The sequence below is a fragment of the Vibrio sp. 10N.261.55.C5 genome (assembly GCF_041470505.1).
Classification (GTDB): Bacteria; Pseudomonadota; Gammaproteobacteria; order Enterobacterales; family Vibrionaceae; genus Vibrio; species Vibrio crassostreae_C.
Window position 1 is genome coordinate 51,096 of the sequence record NZ_JBFRMS010000043.1, and the last position, 14,900, is coordinate 65,995.

Below are 14,900 nucleotides of genomic sequence, written 5' to 3' on the forward strand. Positions count from 1 at the left end.
TGCACAGATAGATTGCTATCTACGTCTAAATAGTAAAAATTAAAAAAGCCGCAAAAACTCAGTTTTTGCGGCTTTTTAGTATCTGGCTTGCGAGTTTTAATACCAGCACTCACTTTCCGCCAAGCTATAAATCTTCACCAAAAACAAGCATACACAGTTGCTCGAACTCTTCTTCTTTACCTGAGAACAGATCATCAATCACAAGTGAACGTTTTTGACCTGACTGCATGCGCTTCTTCGCTTCTCGCATCACCATCACCAGAGTGTGCTCTTGTGGCAAGTTTGAGTCATCAATGTTCCATTGATTGAATCGCTGAGAAAGAGCACTTTCGCAAAGCAGGGGTTTAAACGACAACACTTCTTGCTTCAATACAGAAAGCATATCTTTAAACGCTTGTTCCGTATTATTGGCATTAGAAGCGCGAGCTTTGGTTTGTTCTAGCTTTTCTAGTAGTGCCGAAGAGAGGTTCGTTTGCGTGATGTAACCCGCTTGTCTTGGGAATGAATCCGTCAAACGAACAGAAAAATCGACACGGTTAACCTGAGTGTTTGGAAAGTAGGTCAGTGACGTTAGGCAGTCGTATGGAATCCAGACGCTTTGTCCTGGTTCAACGGCATACTCTTGTTTGCCTAACTTAATCAAAACCAAGCCACTTTGAACCGATACAAGGCTATGTTTAAGTACTTTCTTGCGTGGTGTGATCACCAAGTGTGAAAAGTAAGCCGATGTATATTCAATAGCGAAGTTCATAGATAGTACCTTAATTTTGGGGCGTCAAGATTACCGTTAATCTTAAAGAATGCCAACAATAACAGGGGATTTTCAATGTTTCTGGTCTGACCTTGTCAAAAGTATGGGCTCTGTAGCTGCGAGAAGTCAAAACAACGCGTAGAATGAGCCAGCTTTTTATTATATGAATTAAAAAATGACCTCTCCAACCGATCCATATGTTGATATTCGTCCTTACGGCGATGATGAAATTCCAGCGGCACTAAACCGTCTTATTAATGATGAAGAATTTATCAGTGCAATCTTGCACTACCGTTTTTCAAACCATGCGTCTTGGTTCAAAGCATTAATGAGCCCGATTTTGCGTGTGTACTTAAAAATGAAGTGGAGCAAGCTGACTAGCGTTGAATCCATTCAGATTGAAGTGAAAAAGTACTTACGCGACACGTTAGCGAAAACCACTAACGGTGTGACGTTCACGGGTATCGAGTCACTGGATGCGAACCAAGCTTATCTGTTTGTATCAAACCATCGTGACATTGCTATGGATCCTGCGTTAGTAAATTACGCTCTGCATCAAAATAATCATCAGACTTGTCGTATCGCTATCGGAGACAACCTGTTGAAAAAGCCATGTGCGACTGAATTGATGCGTTTAAACAAGAGCTTCATCGTAAAGCGTTCTTTGAAAGGACCGCGTGAGATGATGAAAGCGCTAGGGCAGTTGTCTTCTTACATTAAGCACTCTCTAGAAACGGGCAACTCAATCTGGATCGCTCAAAAGGAAGGTCGTGCGAAAGACGGTAACGATTTTACTGAGCCAGCAATTTTGAAAATGTTCCACGTTGAAGGACGTAAGCAAAAAATTGCTTTCCCTGAATACGTGAAGTCATTGAAGATTGTTCCTGTGGCTATTTCTTACGAGAACGACCCATGTGACACGGCTAAAGCGATAGAGCTTTTCGAAAAAGACGTAAACGGCAGTTACGAAAAGGGTGAGTTTGAAGATATCGAAAGTATCATTCAAGGCATCATCGGTGATAAAGGACGCGTTCACGTTGGTTTCGGTCAGGTTATCGACCAAGATTTTGATACGCCTGAAGCGCTTGCTGAAGAGATCGATCGTCAGATCCACGATAACTACAAACTGTTCCCAGTAAACTTGCTGGCAGCAGAAAAAGAAGACGAGTCGATTACAGCGGCCGTTAAGCAAGAGTTTGAAGCTAAACTATCGAGCCTGCCACAAGGTGCGCGTCAGTACTTGATCGATAGCTACGCCAACCCAGTGAAGAACATTGGTTAACGAGCGTTAGTTAGCTTGCTAGTTGATTAGCAACTTGATTGAATTGAAAAAGGAGCCTTGGGCTCCTTTTTTGTTTCTGAATCGCTACTTGCTGCTGCGATCGAGCACTAACGTATTAGAGCACTAACGTATTAGAGCATTAGAGCATTAGAGCATTAGCCTGAATTAGCGAGCGACTGTACCACCGAGATCTAGATTGGTTGGCCATTTGGTTACGGTGTTGCCGCCCAGATAGATGTTGCCTTTGACTGTCATGGTCTCGGGGAATGTTGTAATCCCAGAACCGCCTATATAAAGGTCGCCGTCAATCACGATCCCGTTGGGTAACTCGGTTAAAGGAGTGCGGATCACGCTCAGATCGCCTTTTACTCTAAAGCCATTCGGTAGCCTTTCCAGTGGAGTGTCGGTGAGGTTGATAAAGCCGCCCACTCTTACACCTCTTGGCCAGCTGGTGATTTGGCTGCCAATCAAGTCGACGTAACCTTTTATCTTAACCCCGCTCGGGACTCGAGCGAGTTGGCTGTTAGAGCCTTTAAGGCTGCCGTTCACTTCTAACCCTTTGGGTAGGCGTGTGATCGCAGTATTCTCTATATTGAGATTACCATCTACCACCAAGCCAGTTGGAAGTGATGTATAAGGCTTATTTCGTAGATATAGGTTTCCGTAATTATCGAGATGGTTCAATATTTGATAGTGAGCGAGTGGTTCAGCACTGACATTTGTTATGGTTAAGGAACCAATAATAAGTGCAATTATTCTGAGCATAACAGGCTTCTTATTACGATAGACGCTTACACTATAATGGAAAAATTAATCTCGCATAGTGTTTTACCCATTTGGCGGTAGATTAACGAGGAATGGAGCAAAGATGATAGGTAAATTAATGATTAGAGTAAATATACGAATTATTAAGGTCTTTCTGATAGCCGCTTCAGTGTTTGGTTCAATGTCTGCGAGTGCCAACAAAGTAATTTCAACGCCCGGTAAAGCTGCGGTGGTGGTGACACAAGGCGGTCAACAGCAACGAGTTTGTTATTACGATGACAAGGCTTATAGCATTGGGGCAGTGTTAGAGGTGGGGGGCGTAGTGATTCAGTGCGCTGCAGAAAACGATTTTGAGCAAAATGGGTCACTGGCTTGGGTTCAATTAAAAAAAGACGAGTAATTCACTCGTCTTTTAATAAGCATATAAATGCTTATATTAACGCGCTAGAGAGCGAGTCTTAAGTTCAAAAATAATCTTCTCAGCGCTAACTTCAAATTTAAAGCGAGCGTGCAACTCTGTGCTTTCTTCAGTCATCTCTGATGCTTCGAACTCAACGTTGCTAGACACTTGTTTAGCAAGTTCAACATACTTAGCAAACTCAGCTTCAATCAGTGCTTTTGAGTTTCCGTAAACCGTTACTTCAGCAACATCGTCGCCTTCTTTAATGATGAACCCGATTTCGCCTGCACAGCCGCAAGCCTCACATACATCGTTGTTACCAATATCTTGGCTCATAAATAATCCTCTTACAAAGTCTGAGGTTATTCTAACGAGCAATTTGAACTGTATCTACAAAAATTAAAACCTTTGAACTAATTTATACTGGTATGCTATGTTGTTTGTTAAGGTGTTTGATGAATATCTATATTCGCGCCGCCAAATATGTATGTGATTTACCTCACGTTTTGTTGAAGAGGAATGTTATTAATATGTCAGAATATCATTCACTTAGTTGCGCCAGAAATGATTTTATAAGACTATCTATCGCTTGATAGGTATTTATACAATGAATTTTTCGTTGGGTATCTCATATTCTAAGTAGTTATTTAAACTTATCGACTTAGGATTGTAAGGTGATTTTCGAAGAATAATTAGACAAAGTGTCCAAAGAGGCATCACTGTAAAATTGTTCGTACATAGTATTTGTGTGAATTTAGTTATAAATACTTGCGAAAAAATACCTTGCTCACATAATGCTGATAACGATTTTCATTCTGACTTCATTTGATTGAGTTAGATGGATTTACAAAGAGAAGAGCCTGAATATGCCAAAGCGTAGTAAAGAAGATACAGAAATCACGATCCAGAAAATCATGGATGCCGTTGTAGACCAGCTACTAAGATTGGGTTACGACAAGATGTCATACACGACGTTGAGTCAACAAACGGGTGTTTCTCGTACAGGTATAAGTCATCACTTTCCAAAGAAAACGGATTTTACTGCTGCTCTAGACGGTCGTATTTTCAAGATGTTCGTGGAACACATTGACTTCGAAAATGGCCTTGACGCATTTTCAGCTAGCTGGGTTGCAGCACTTGAAGACGCTGAGTTCCTAGCAATCTTACGTTTACTTTTCCATCATATCGTTACTGCTGAGAGCGCGCATGAGTTCGCTGCAAACGGTATTGATCGTCTATACAAGCTGACTGAAACTCAGTTTGGCGATACTAGCGGTAAAGAACTAGAGTGGCTGATTGGTAAATCATTGATTCGTATGAGCCAATAATCAGCACTCAATAAAAGAAGCTCCTACGGGGGCTTTTTTTGTGCCTGCCGTTTCACTTCTTGTACGTTTTTCTCTCAATCCCACATCGATGTCGCAGTCTTGTTGATTGATGCTGAATGATGTTATTTCCTTTCTTTTTATATGCTTACGCTCGCGGCTTGTTTTACTCTTCAGTGTTAAAAGCTAAGTAACCCTAACGGGTAGTGTTCATTTCTAGAGCCTCAAATGCTCAAGGTGAGTCGTTTTGGTGCTTGCTGCTGTGGTTATTAATAAAATTGAGTTTAAGCCGAGAGAGTGGCTGTGAGCCAATAAAAAGCCCCGAACAAATCGAGGCTTAGGATTACGTCATTGTTATCAAGAACGAATACTCAAAACGAGTCGCTCCTTAATCGGACTTATTGTGCGGGGTGAACCTGAGGGAAGCTCATGGTTGGGTGTTTTTCTACGATACTTTTGTAACCATACACATCTTCTATCATCGAAGGTTTCAGTGCATCCCAAGGCTTGCCATCACACACCAAATTGCCATCTTTCAATACCACCAATCGATCGGAATACTGCGCGGCTAAGTTGAGATCATGCAAAACCACGATAACCGCGGCATTGTGGTTATCGGCTAATTCTCTCGCAATCTTTAAGGTGTTGTGCTGGTGGGCAAGATCCAGTGCAGAGGTTGGTTCATCAAGCATCAAAATACATTGGTCACCAGAGTGGTGAAGCTGAGTTAACACTCGAGCCAAGTGCACTCGCTGCTTTTCACCGCCTGATAGCGAAGGATAAAGTCTTTCACTCAGGTGAGTCACATCAGCAACATCCATTTTTTGGCTAGCAATGCTGGTCAGCTTCTTGTTGGATTCTTGCAGAGGAATCCCACCAAGCTCGACAACTTCATGTGCCAAGAATGGGAAGGTCAATGTGCTGTGTTGAGGAAGCATAGCAAGGTGCTTCGCTAACTTTTGAGAAGGCCACTTGTCTTTACTGTGTCCAAAATACTGGATATCGCCGTTGCTTGATATCTCTTGGCACAAAGCTTTAAGCAGCGTGCTTTTACCTGCGCCATTTGGCCCAAGCAGTGTGGTTACCTTTCCCGCTTCAATCTCAATAGAAACGCCATCTAATATCACTTTACTGCCGAACTTCACTTCGATATCGGTCGCTTTTAAAGCTGAAGGAAACATTAAAGGATTCTCCCTTTCTGTTGAAATAGTAGATATAAGAAGAATGGGGCGCCGATAATCGCAGTGACAATACCAACAGGAAGTTCAGCCGGAGCAAGTACCACACGTGAGAACATGTCTGCGGCGGTTAGCAGCAGTGCGCCTAGTACCGCTGATAGTGGCAACAGAACTCGGTGGTCAGGGCCTGCCAACATGCGACCTAAATGTGGGATAACCAATCCAATAAAACCAATCATGCCAGACAGGCTAACTGTGATACCAACGCCCGCAGCCGTCAGTAGAATCAGCTTTCGTTTCAGCTTTTGAACTGGGATACCAAGGTGTTGCGCTTCTGACTCGCCCAGTAATAGAGCATTTAGAGACATCGCTTGGCGGTAGAAAACAACAAACAAGCCAACGAGCGTGACAGCTGCCAGCAAAATTCCTGACCACTTAGCGCCCGCCAATGAACCCATCGACCACAATGAAAGATCGCGCAGCATTTGGTCATCAGCAATGAAATTCAAGAAGCCAATACCTGCGCCAGAGAGCGCACTGATCGCCACACCCGCCAACAACATGATGGTGACAGAGGTGCCTAATTTACCTGTACCCAGCTTATACACCAGCAGCGTGGTTAAAGCGCCGCCAAGAAAAGCGAACACAGGAACCGCAGCAAAGTTCATGAAAGCAGGGTATCGAAGCGATAGCTCAGAGAACAAAACGATAGCCAGTGCAGCACCTAATGCTGCGCCCGCAGACACACCTATGATGCCAGGTTCTGCAAGTGGGTTTCGAAACAAACCCTGCATCACTGCACCACACAAGGCGAGGATCGCACCAATCAGCATGCACAAGATGGTTCTAGGTAAGCGGATCTCTTGAATCACTAAGTTGATGTGAGGTGCTAAGTCATTGTTTGGTTTAATTAAGCTTGTGGCGCTGTCCGCTAAGCTAATGTTCATTGGCCCAACAGTGATCGAGTACAGCGCGACAAAAGCTAGGGTTGCACCTAGAGCTAACATCGACGTTTTCAGTGGGACGGAGCGTAACAACATAAAGGGCCTCAATATCTATCGCTAACTTCGACCTCCTTCAACAACAGCGTGAGTCAGTTGGTGAGGGAAGCGAATTAGCGATAGCAGAAATAGGGTGGTTGAGTTATAGCGGGTAGATAAGTGCGTTTAGACGCTTTGCTTCAGAGAGGCTTTCTAGGCCAAGCCCGCCAACCAAAGCACTGCCATTTACGGTAATGATTTGCTTGTTCATACCTGCAGGCGTTGCCGCTAGCATAGGCAGTGATTTCAGGATGGCATCTGCGCCGCCCATTTTTTGATAACTACGGCCGCTTACTAAAATGACATCAGGTTGCATCTCAACGAGTGATTCCATTGAAAGTGGCTTGTAAGACGTTAAGCTCTGAGCGGCAGGGTTGATACCGCCAGCTAACTCGATGATTGCGTTTGGTGATGTTTCACCGCCAGCAACGTTGGCAGGGCGACCTTCATGCAGCAACAGGAATAGAACTTTCTTCGCTTCGTTGCTTGGTACTTGGTTCGCTTTCAGTGCTGCGATCTTTTGATTCACATCGGTTTTCACTTGCTGCGAGTGGTCTTCGGTATGGGTGATCTTTGCGATTTGGTCGATACGCTTTAATAGCCCTTCCACGTTTGCTTCAGTGTTAACAATCTCTACATCGACGCCTGCCGATTTTAATTGAGAGATAGCGTTGTCTGGTCCCATTTCATCCGAGCCAATCAATGTGGTTGGCTCTAGGGCGAGTAGACCTTCAGCAGACAGGTTTCGGTGATAACCAATCTTTGGCAGGCTTTCTCCTTGAGGGAAGTGGCTGGTCACATCAATCGCGACTAACTGCTCTTCGGCACCTAATGCCAAAACCAATTCAGTAACGGCACTACCAGCACTGATGATTCGAGGTTGTTCAGCATCGTTGGCCATTGCGGGTGCGCTAAGTGCCAGGCTGATTGCAGCTAATGAAAGAAGAGGTGTCTTGGTCTTTAATTTATTGAGCACGTTTAAGTTGTTCATAATAAGTTCTTTATATTTTCTTTTTGTATCGCGAAGATACTCAGTGAGCAGTCCGTTCGCATTGTGAGTTCGAATCGATAGAGAGGCTTAGTCTGCTTGTTTAGTTTTATCAACCAGAAGCCAAACCTCGTGAAAATTGAGTGTCGCTCTAGCCATCGTCCGTGAGCAATTGAGTCGCTGGTATTCCGTTTTCTTGAAGGAATGAAAGCAACTTCACTAGGTTCTCCACGTTAGCGGCTTTATCTGCGCCAATGATGATCGGTTTTTTATCCGTTGAACCAGTCTCTTCTAACAGCGCAATCTTGAAGTTTTCCCAGTCGATGTATTCTTGGCCGTTAATTGCCCAGTAGGGTTCGCGGTCTAAAATATTGACGCTAATTGAATCCTTGTGGACTTCAGAAACGTTTTTAACATCCGAGCTTGGCAGCTCAACTTCCAGTGACTCCAACTTCACCGATGCTGTCAGCAGCAGGAATACCATCACGATAAAAATGATGTCGAGCAGCGGTGTTAAGTCAGGAGCCAAACTTTGTGTTTGAGATGAGTGGGGCGTTTTAATCATGCTTGTCTCACATCACCGACAGCGACTTTGTTTAATGATGAACCTTTAGTTTCGCCAGACTGATTAGTTTGAATCGACATGCCTTCTAGCCACACATTCACATAGTTCAATGTATGCTCCAATTGAGCCAGCACTCGATCGGCCCATAGCCCTAGTAGCTGAGCACCAGAAATAGCAGGAAGCGCAATCATCAAACCTGCTGCTGTGGTTCGCATTGCTAATCCAAGACCGTCTGCCAAATCATTAGGCGTGATGCTGCCTGTTGTCGCGGCAACGCCTTTAAACATCTCAATAAGACCAAGTACCGTACCAAGCAAGCCGATGAGTGGGGTGATCACGCCGATCAAACCAAGCAGTCTTAAACCTGCATGAAGCTGGTGGCGTTTTTCTTGTAGCCAGATCCCAGCGGCATCTTCACGTAACCCTTTTGAGAAAGAGTGGTGAGCAAGCAACATTGACACGCCCTTGTACAAGAGCGGGCGTTTACCTGAAATCGACTGAGCAAGCGCTTCAATCTCTTTGCTGTTGGTTGGTGAGGTTTGGTTTAACTCGCGACGAATGGCACGTTTGCCCACACCAATGCTGAGCATGACTTGGAAGACACGTTCAGCGATGATCATTGCTGTTAATGCTGAGCAGATAAGAAGAGGCCAAGTCATTAAGCCAAGTTGATCTTGTAAGTAACTGATTTGTTGCATGATTAATCCAACCTAAAACGAACAGGTATTTGTACTCGGTGAGCAATCGCTCGACCATTGACAGTGTGAGGTGAGAATTTCCATTGTTTAATGGCATCTAATGCGGCGTTATCGAGCATTAGCGCGCCTGATGAATTTACTAATGCTTGTTTAATTTGTTTGCCTTCAGCGTCTAGCCAGATCTCATAAGTCGCGACACCTTCAACGCCACGACGTCTTGCTTGGCGAGGGTAATTCGGTGGGGTAGGACGCGCAGAGAACGAAGGCTTAGTGACTAAAACCGGCTCTTGGTTTGATACGCCTTGGTTTACTTCCTGAGGCTGGTTGGCAGATTCGTCCATATTCTTATCGACTTTCTTGTCGGCCAGTTTCTCTGGTTGAGTGGCTGGCTCTGGGCGTTCTTTCTTCACCACCTTTTTCTCAGTCACTGGTTTCTTTTGAACAGGCTTTTTCTCGACAACCTTCTTTTCAATCACTTTTTTCTCAACTTTCTTTGGTTGAGGTTTATTGGTGATCGCTTTTTTCTTTGGGGTTGGCTTAGTTTGCTTTGGCTCAACCGTTTTTGGTTCGGCTTGTGAGACGGTTTCTTTTATTGGCTCAGGTTTAACTGGCTCTGTGATTGTTTTTTGCTGAGCTTGTGAAGGAACGCTCTTAGGAGTGAAGTTGATCGATACCGTGTTCGATTGGCTACCTGCAGGCATCGCAAATACTTTGGATTCTTGAGCGACAAACAACAACGCGGCATGAATCACTAACGATGCACCGCCTGCAATAACATATCTAGGAACGTTCACAATCAATCCTTTACCAAATCAAAATTCTGTATCGGATTATTGCTTAGAATCTAAATAAGATCAATTATCAATTGCATTATCATTTGCGTGTATTTATGATTCTCTCAGTTTTTAGCGAATAGTCTTCCAGACTTTGCTATGTAAGTGTTTAGAGAGATTATATGAGTCTTAATATTTATAAATTTGACGAATCAATCTTGGGCATTTCTAGCCCTGATCCGCTTCGTTTTGCGTTTGCGAAAAAGCATTCTGCACACGCCGGAGGAAGTTCAATTCCGGTCGACCCCAGTAAGAAGTTAGAACTCTTTGACGAACTGATGCTGAGTGAAGGGAAAAAACAGGATACGCGTTGCTTGTATATCCACATTCCTTTCTGTCGTGTGCGTTGTACGTTCTGCAATTTCTTCCAAAATGCCGCAAGCCGTAAATTAGTGGATGAGTATTTCGATGCACTGATGGTCGAGCTAAAGCAGAAAGCCAAAACACCTTGGGCTCAGTCTGGACTATTTCACGCCGTCTATATTGGTGGCGGAACTCCCACCGATTTGTCGTCTCAACAAGTTGAGCAGCTGGGTAAAGCGATTCGTCAATATTTCCCACTAGCAAACGATGTTGAGATGACATTGGAAGGGCGCATCAATCGATTTGGTGACGAGATGTTTGATCGTGCGCTTGAAGGTGGCTTCAATCGTTTCTCGTTCGGTATTCAAAGTTTCAATACTCAGGTTCGACGTAGTGCTAAGCGCCTAGATGACCGAGAGGTTGTGCTAGAACGTATCAGTTCACTAAGCCGCACCGAGCAAGCGCCAATCGTTCTTGATCTGTTATACGGATTACCACACCAATCTATGGAAGTGTTCCAACAAGATTTAGAAGACTACATGTCTACTGGCGCACACGGTATTGACCTCTACCAACTGATCGTTGCGGGCAATGCACCTATGCTTAATCTTGTTGAGAAAGGAAAAATCCCACCGCCGACCAATACGCCTGATAAGGCGAGCATGTATTTGGCGGCTGTGGAGTTCATGGCAAAAAATAAGGTCAAGCAACTGAGCGTAAACCACTGGACTCGTGATAACCGCGAACGCAGCATTTACAACAGCTTAGCGAAAACTTATGCCGAAGTTCTACCCATTGGTTGTGGCGCTGGTGGCAACATCGGCGGTCATGGTGTGATGCAGCATCGAACTTTAGACAGCTACATGGAGTCTATAAAGCAAGGTCAATTACCTATTGCCATGATGACTAAGCAAAGCTCATTAGAGCCTATCTTCTCAACATTAAAGGCAGGTTTCGATTCTGGTGTTGTTAGAAGAAGTACGCTACCGAGCTTTATGGGACAAGACACGTTCGACTACCTAAAACCTTTGTTCGCACATTGGGAAAATAACGGTTTAGTTGAGCTTTCGGAAGATTATCTGAGCCTGACTATTGCTGGCAGCTTTTGGGCGGTAAGCCTAGCGCAGAGTGTGATTCAAGTGCTTAACGCTGAATACCAAGCTATGCACCCAGCGCCTAAAGCGTCAGGTTCGAGCGTACACCCGCATGCAAGTTTGAAGCACGCTTAATATCGAATTTTTAGTTTATAACTTACTCGTTTATACGGAACATATTCAATGACAGATACAACATTAGAAATGACAGAAACTCTAGAACAACGCGTAGCTCGAATTTTAGAAGAAGAGCCAAAACTACTGCCAACAGCAATTGCTGAGAAGCTAGGTGTTTCAGAGGTTGAAGTGGTTGCTGCTTTTCCAAACGACATGGCAGTAATGCTAGATGGCAGACGTGCTCAAGAGATTCTAGAAGGTTTAGTGGGTTGGGGGCCTGTGACCACTATCGTGCATTCATTTGGTTCTATCTTTGAAGTAAAAGCGCCATTCCCGAAAGGTAAGGTAGCGCGTGGTTACTACAACCTAATGGGCAAAGAGGGCGAGCTTCATGGTCACCTTAAACTTGATAACGTTAAACATATCGGTTTGGTGAGCAAGGCGTTCATGGGTCGTGAAAGTCATTACTTCGGCTTCTTCAGTGAAACCGGTGAGAACATTTTTAAGATTTACCTAGGCCGCAACGAAAAGCGTGAGCTTATTGCCGACCAAGTAGAACGCTTCAAAGCGTTAAAAGAACAAGCTTAAGTACAGTCAATAGTAAATAATCAGCAGTAATCTGACATAGGGTTGCCAACTGGCTTAAACAAGACATCAATGCTCGAGGATCGTTTAGTTCGCTAATGATCGCTCAACCTCGGGCAAAAATAATAAATCAGAGAAAGTGAAGAAAGGAATTACCCATGGAACAGCAAGTAAAACAAGAACGTCTACAAGGTCGCCTAGGTCCAGAAATTAAAGAGTTTCGCCAAGAGCGCCGTACCCTTCAACTTGCAACGGTTGATGAAGAAGGTCGCCCGAACGTAAGTTACGCACCTTTCGTTCAGAACCAAGAAGGTTACTTTGTTCTAATTTCTGATATTGCTCGTCATGCTCGCAACTTGAAAGCGAACCCTCAGGTCTCTTTGATGATGATTGAAGACGAAGAGAGCTCGAAGCAACTTTACGCACGTAAACGTTTAACGTTTGATGCTCAAGCAAGTGTTGTGGAGCGTGAAACGGAACTTTGGACTCAAGTGATTGGCCAGATGCAAGAGCGTTTTGGCGAAATCATTGATGGTTTGAGCCAACTTCAAGACTTCTCTCTGTTTAACCTTAAAGCTGAGAACGGCCTGTTCGTTAAAGGCTTTGGTCAGGCATACCAAGTGTCAGGCGACGATCTGGTGGATTTCGTTCACCTACAAGAAGGTCACAAAAAAGTATCTAACGAGTAATCTCGTTTAATCGATTTCTTTAGGAGCCCTCCAATGTGAGGGCTTTTTTATTTCTAAATCAAAGAGTTTGGTATATTGGCGTTTGATGACTATTTATATGTAAGGATCGGTACGTGAAACCAGTAAGTCGAGATTGGGACGAGTTCTGTTACCCGTTTATTTATGAAGACAGTCCTATCTGTGATTTTGAGATTTTGTCGGATGAACTTTGTTGCCGAGTTGGATTGGTGTTGTCTTTAGAGCTAGAGCCTCAGGTTCGTGAGATCCTGCAACGCTTGCAGCCAAACATCTACCATTTGAATGGCTCTGTGCGCGGTAAGCTTGCCATCACCGAGTCTGAATTGGTCGAGCTCAAGCAAGATTATCATCGTATCCGTGAGCAGTTAGAAGGGGGGGTAAAGGCTTTGTCTTACCCGGTGGACACCGAGTGTCTAGTGAACTTCACTTGTGTCGTTGTCAGGCTAAGAAAGTTGTGCGAGCTTTGGTGAGTATTGAACATCATGAAAGCAAAAAGTCGCCAGACCCGATTCTTTTTAAATACGCCAACCTAGTCGCGAACACTCTCTATGCATTGGCCTCTTTTACCAATCATGTGAATGAAGTCGAGGAAGTGGAATTTGTGAGTAAGAGCTACTCTATGCCGAAAAAGTCTATGCCAGAAAACAAAGACTAACGGTTAGCTCTATTCTTATTAAGATTTGAAGAAAGAAGAGACTAAGAAGCTAAACCATTGAGCACTATGCCAGGTTTAGCTTCTATAACAGAGCCTAAGCAGCCGTAGAGGCGCCGTTTAAGACTTTTGCGCCGCGTAGCATAGCTTCGATTAATTCACCCGCGTTGAACTTCTCAAGCGCTTCATGCGCCCCCACCTGATTAGCACGGTCGACACAGATCTCACTGGACAGTGAGGTATGCAAAATACAGTAAGCGTGACTTAAAGCGCTGTCGTTTTGCACTTCAAATGCAAGCTCATAACCATCTAATCCCGGCATCTCGATATCACTCACCAGAAGATCAATGGCATTGCCAGCGCTGGCTTGGCGTCGCATTAGGTCGATGGCATCTAAGCCGTTGTTACATATGCTGTAAGGGATGTTGATGCTGTCTAAGGCATCAGATAACTGTTTACGTGCAATCAAAGAGTCATCCACTAATAAGATGTTCAATGCTTTGAGGCGTTCCCTTTCTACATCGGTCAGCATCGGGATATGAGCATTCTCATAAGCTGGGTAGATCTTAGAAAGCAGCAGTTCCACATCGAGCATTTGCACAATACGGTCTTCAAAACGTGTAATACCCGTTACAAACACATTGCGACCCACACTGGTGGGTGGAGATTCAATGCTCTTCCAGTCGCATTCAATGATTTTATCAATTGAACGAACCAAGAACGCCACAACTGTTCTCAAACAGTCAGTAACGATGAGTACACAATCTTGGTATTCAGCGGGTGTTATCGGACGGAAGCCAATCGCAGCGGACATATCAATCACAGGAACTGTAAGGTCGCGGATAGTCACTGTACCAATCACGTGATGATGGGAGTAGGGGATCTGAGTCATCGGCTGAAAAGGGACGATTTCTCTGACCTTAAGCGTGCCAATCGCAAAACTTTGAGTGAGGGATAACTTGAACATCAACATTCCCTGTGACTGACTCGCTTTACTGATCGGTTTGGCCATAAGTGGCTCCTACTTAATACGCGCTTAATTTATAAGGATTAATTTAAAGGGAAATGGAAGCCGCAGCAAGTCGCGATGCGGTTTTAATGACCTTTAAGGCAGTTGTTTTCGGTTATAGAGTGAAGAATAGCGGTTCTTGGGTTAAAATCACGCTAAACGCTGGCTGTCGATGAATTTATGTCGATAAGCCGTTAGCGGCAAACAGATTTACAACAATCAGTTCATTCACGATGTTCTAAGCAATCGTCGTAAGTAAACTGGCAGCAACAAACTGAGAATTATCATGGCAAGAACAGCAGCAGCGCTTCATATTTTGGTGAAGCATAAAGAACTAGCAGAAGACATCATGACGCAGCTTAAAAAGGGCGCTAAATTTCAAACGCTAGCGAAGAAACATTCAACCTGTCCATCTGGTAAGAAGGGCGGCGACCTAGGTGAGTTCAAAAAAGGTCAAATGGTGCCTCAGTTTGATAAGGTTTGTTTCTCTGGCGAGACGCTTGTACCACACCTTGTGAAAACAAAATTCGGTTGGCATGTGGTGAAGGTTCTTTACAGAACTTAGTCATAAATATGTGTTAGATTGAATAAAAGGAGCGTATATACGC

At 44.2% G+C, this 14,900-nt stretch carries 17 protein-coding genes and 1 pseudogene; 8 read left to right on the top strand and 10 right to left on the bottom strand.

The genetic code is table 11. The features are described 5' to 3' along the window. Positions 1–124: 124 nt before the first annotated feature. Positions 125–751 (bottom strand): hypothetical protein, encoded by a 627-nt coding sequence (locus AB4263_RS15795; protein ID WP_017064307.1) that lies wholly within the window; start codon positions 749–751, stop codon positions 125–127. A 175-nt stretch (positions 752–926) separates the two neighbouring features. Here AB4263_RS15795 and AB4263_RS15800 point away from each other — a divergent pair, with 175 nt between their 5' ends. Then, positions 927–2,033: a 1-acyl-sn-glycerol-3-phosphate acyltransferase gene (locus AB4263_RS15800; RefSeq protein WP_372098507.1), complete on the top strand. Its 1,107-nt coding sequence runs from the start codon at positions 927–929 to the stop codon at positions 2,031–2,033. A gap of 165 nt (positions 2,034–2,198) precedes the next feature. On the opposite strand, the gene AB4263_RS15805 is transcribed toward AB4263_RS15800, so the two are convergent. Further along, positions 2,199–2,798, bottom strand: a complete 600-nt coding sequence (locus tag AB4263_RS15805) for a hypothetical protein (RefSeq protein WP_372098508.1) — start codon at positions 2,796–2,798, stop codon at positions 2,199–2,201. A gap of 103 nt (positions 2,799–2,901) precedes the next feature. Here AB4263_RS15805 and AB4263_RS15810 point away from each other — a divergent pair, with 103 nt between their 5' ends. Next, positions 2,902–3,198, top strand: a complete 297-nt coding sequence (locus AB4263_RS15810; RefSeq protein ID WP_017067955.1) for a YnjH family protein — start codon at positions 2,902–2,904, stop codon at positions 3,196–3,198. Between the two features lie 36 nt (positions 3,199–3,234). Here AB4263_RS15810 and AB4263_RS15815 read toward each other — a convergent pair whose 3' ends face one another. Next, positions 3,235–3,534: a YfcZ/YiiS family protein gene (locus tag AB4263_RS15815; protein WP_017062761.1), complete on the bottom strand. Its 300-nt coding sequence runs from the start codon at positions 3,532–3,534 to the stop codon at positions 3,235–3,237. A gap of 530 nt (positions 3,535–4,064) precedes the next feature. Between AB4263_RS15815 and AB4263_RS15820 the strand changes: the two genes are divergently transcribed. Next, positions 4,065–4,526 carry a TetR/AcrR family transcriptional regulator gene (locus AB4263_RS15820; RefSeq protein ID WP_017062760.1) on the top strand — a complete coding sequence of 154 codons (462 nt, stop codon included), beginning with the start codon at positions 4,065–4,067 and terminating at the stop codon, positions 4,524–4,526. Positions 4,527–4,921: 395 nt separating this feature from the next. Here the strand turns inward: AB4263_RS15820 and AB4263_RS15825 are convergent, their stop codons facing one another. The 6 genes from AB4263_RS15825 to AB4263_RS15850 all read right to left on the bottom strand — a co-directional run bounded on the left by AB4263_RS15825 (position 4,922) and on the right by AB4263_RS15850 (position 9,786). Continuing rightward, positions 4,922–5,704 (bottom strand): heme ABC transporter ATP-binding protein, encoded by a 783-nt coding sequence (locus tag AB4263_RS15825; RefSeq protein WP_017062759.1) that lies wholly within the window; start codon positions 5,702–5,704, stop codon positions 4,922–4,924. Then, positions 5,704–6,741 (bottom strand): iron ABC transporter permease, encoded by a 1,038-nt coding sequence (locus tag AB4263_RS15830; protein ID WP_136981984.1) that lies wholly within the window; start codon positions 6,739–6,741, stop codon positions 5,704–5,706. The genes AB4263_RS15825 and AB4263_RS15830 overlap by 1 nt, the downstream gene beginning before the upstream one ends. Before the next feature lie 103 nt (positions 6,742–6,844). Next, positions 6,845–7,732: a hemin ABC transporter substrate-binding protein gene (locus AB4263_RS15835; RefSeq protein ID WP_372098509.1), complete on the bottom strand. Its 888-nt coding sequence runs from the start codon at positions 7,730–7,732 to the stop codon at positions 6,845–6,847. Between the two features lie 148 nt (positions 7,733–7,880). Then, entirely contained in the window at positions 7,881–8,294 is a 414-nt protein-coding gene (locus tag AB4263_RS15840) for a biopolymer transporter ExbD (protein WP_017067423.1), read from the bottom strand. Beyond that, complete coding sequence (locus AB4263_RS15845; RefSeq protein WP_372098510.1) at positions 8,291–8,992, bottom strand: MotA/TolQ/ExbB proton channel family protein; 702 nt, start codon at positions 8,990–8,992, stop codon at positions 8,291–8,293. Before AB4263_RS15845 ends, AB4263_RS15840 begins: the two co-directional genes overlap by 4 nt. A gap of 2 nt (positions 8,993–8,994) precedes the next feature. Beyond that, complete coding sequence (locus AB4263_RS15850) at positions 8,995–9,786, bottom strand: energy transducer TonB (RefSeq protein ID WP_017064316.1); 792 nt, start codon at positions 9,784–9,786, stop codon at positions 8,995–8,997. Between the two features lie 161 nt (positions 9,787–9,947). Between AB4263_RS15850 and hutW the strand changes: the two genes are divergently transcribed. From hutW to AB4263_RS15870, 4 genes and pseudogenes are all read left to right on the top strand, one after another. Then, positions 9,948–11,357 carry a heme anaerobic degradation radical SAM methyltransferase ChuW/HutW gene (hutW, locus tag AB4263_RS15855; protein ID WP_372098511.1) on the top strand — a complete coding sequence of 470 codons (1,410 nt, stop codon included), beginning with the start codon at positions 9,948–9,950 and terminating at the stop codon, positions 11,355–11,357. Between the two features lie 48 nt (positions 11,358–11,405). After that, a complete protein-coding gene (gene hutX, locus AB4263_RS15860) occupies positions 11,406–11,927 on the top strand; it encodes a heme utilization cystosolic carrier protein HutX (protein ID WP_136974678.1) in 522 nt (173 codons plus the stop codon). Positions 11,928–12,082: 155 nt separating this feature from the next. Next, the gene (gene hutZ, locus AB4263_RS15865; RefSeq protein WP_004731858.1) at positions 12,083–12,613 is read left to right on the top strand and encodes a heme utilization protein HutZ; all 531 of its coding nucleotides are present in this window, start codon (positions 12,083–12,085) and stop codon (positions 12,611–12,613) included. Between the two features lie 113 nt (positions 12,614–12,726). Continuing rightward, positions 12,727–13,286: pseudogene (locus AB4263_RS15870) on the top strand (ATP:cob(I)alamin adenosyltransferase). A gap of 94 nt (positions 13,287–13,380) precedes the next feature. Here AB4263_RS15870 and AB4263_RS15875 read toward each other — a convergent pair. Continuing rightward, positions 13,381–14,295 carry a chemotaxis protein gene (locus AB4263_RS15875; RefSeq protein WP_017062751.1) on the bottom strand — a complete coding sequence of 305 codons (915 nt, stop codon included), beginning with the start codon at positions 14,293–14,295 and terminating at the stop codon, positions 13,381–13,383. 280 nt (positions 14,296–14,575) lie between these two features. Here AB4263_RS15875 and ppiC point away from each other — a divergent pair, with 280 nt between their 5' ends. Further along, on the top strand, positions 14,576–14,857 hold the full coding sequence (gene ppiC / locus AB4263_RS15880) for a peptidylprolyl isomerase PpiC (RefSeq protein WP_258185064.1): 282 nt from the start codon (positions 14,576–14,578) through the stop codon (positions 14,855–14,857). Positions 14,858–14,900: the final 43 nt, after the last annotated feature.

Coding starts and splice junctions, on each gene's coding strand:
- AB4263_RS15795 (WP_017064307.1), bottom strand. CDS start 751: ATGAACTTCGCTATTGAATATACATCGGCTTACTTTTCACACTTGGTG.
- AB4263_RS15800 (WP_372098507.1), top strand. CDS start 927: ATGACCTCTCCAACCGATCCATATGTTGATATTCGTCCTTACGGCGAT.
- AB4263_RS15805 (WP_372098508.1), bottom strand. CDS start 2,798: ATGCTCAGAATAATTGCACTTATTATTGGTTCCTTAACCATAACAAAT.
- AB4263_RS15810 (WP_017067955.1), top strand. CDS start 2,902: ATGATAGGTAAATTAATGATTAGAGTAAATATACGAATTATTAAGGTC.
- AB4263_RS15815 (WP_017062761.1), bottom strand. CDS start 3,534: ATGAGCCAAGATATTGGTAACAACGATGTATGTGAGGCTTGCGGCTGT.
- AB4263_RS15820 (WP_017062760.1), top strand. CDS start 4,065: ATGCCAAAGCGTAGTAAAGAAGATACAGAAATCACGATCCAGAAAATC.
- AB4263_RS15825 (WP_017062759.1), bottom strand. CDS start 5,704: ATGTTTCCTTCAGCTTTAAAAGCGACCGATATCGAAGTGAAGTTCGGC.
- AB4263_RS15830 (WP_136981984.1), bottom strand. CDS start 6,741: ATGTTGTTACGCTCCGTCCCACTGAAAACGTCGATGTTAGCTCTAGGT.
- AB4263_RS15835 (WP_372098509.1), bottom strand. CDS start 7,732: ATGAACAACTTAAACGTGCTCAATAAATTAAAGACCAAGACACCTCTT.
- AB4263_RS15840 (WP_017067423.1), bottom strand. CDS start 8,294: ATGATTAAAACGCCCCACTCATCTCAAACACAAAGTTTGGCTCCTGAC.
- AB4263_RS15845 (WP_372098510.1), bottom strand. CDS start 8,992: ATGCAACAAATCAGTTACTTACAAGATCAACTTGGCTTAATGACTTGG.
- hutW (WP_372098511.1), top strand. CDS start 9,948: ATGAGTCTTAATATTTATAAATTTGACGAATCAATCTTGGGCATTTCT.
- hutX (WP_136974678.1), top strand. CDS start 11,406: ATGACAGATACAACATTAGAAATGACAGAAACTCTAGAACAACGCGTA.
- hutZ (WP_004731858.1), top strand. CDS start 12,083: ATGGAACAGCAAGTAAAACAAGAACGTCTACAAGGTCGCCTAGGTCCA.
- AB4263_RS15875 (WP_017062751.1), bottom strand. CDS start 14,295: ATGGCCAAACCGATCAGTAAAGCGAGTCAGTCACAGGGAATGTTGATG.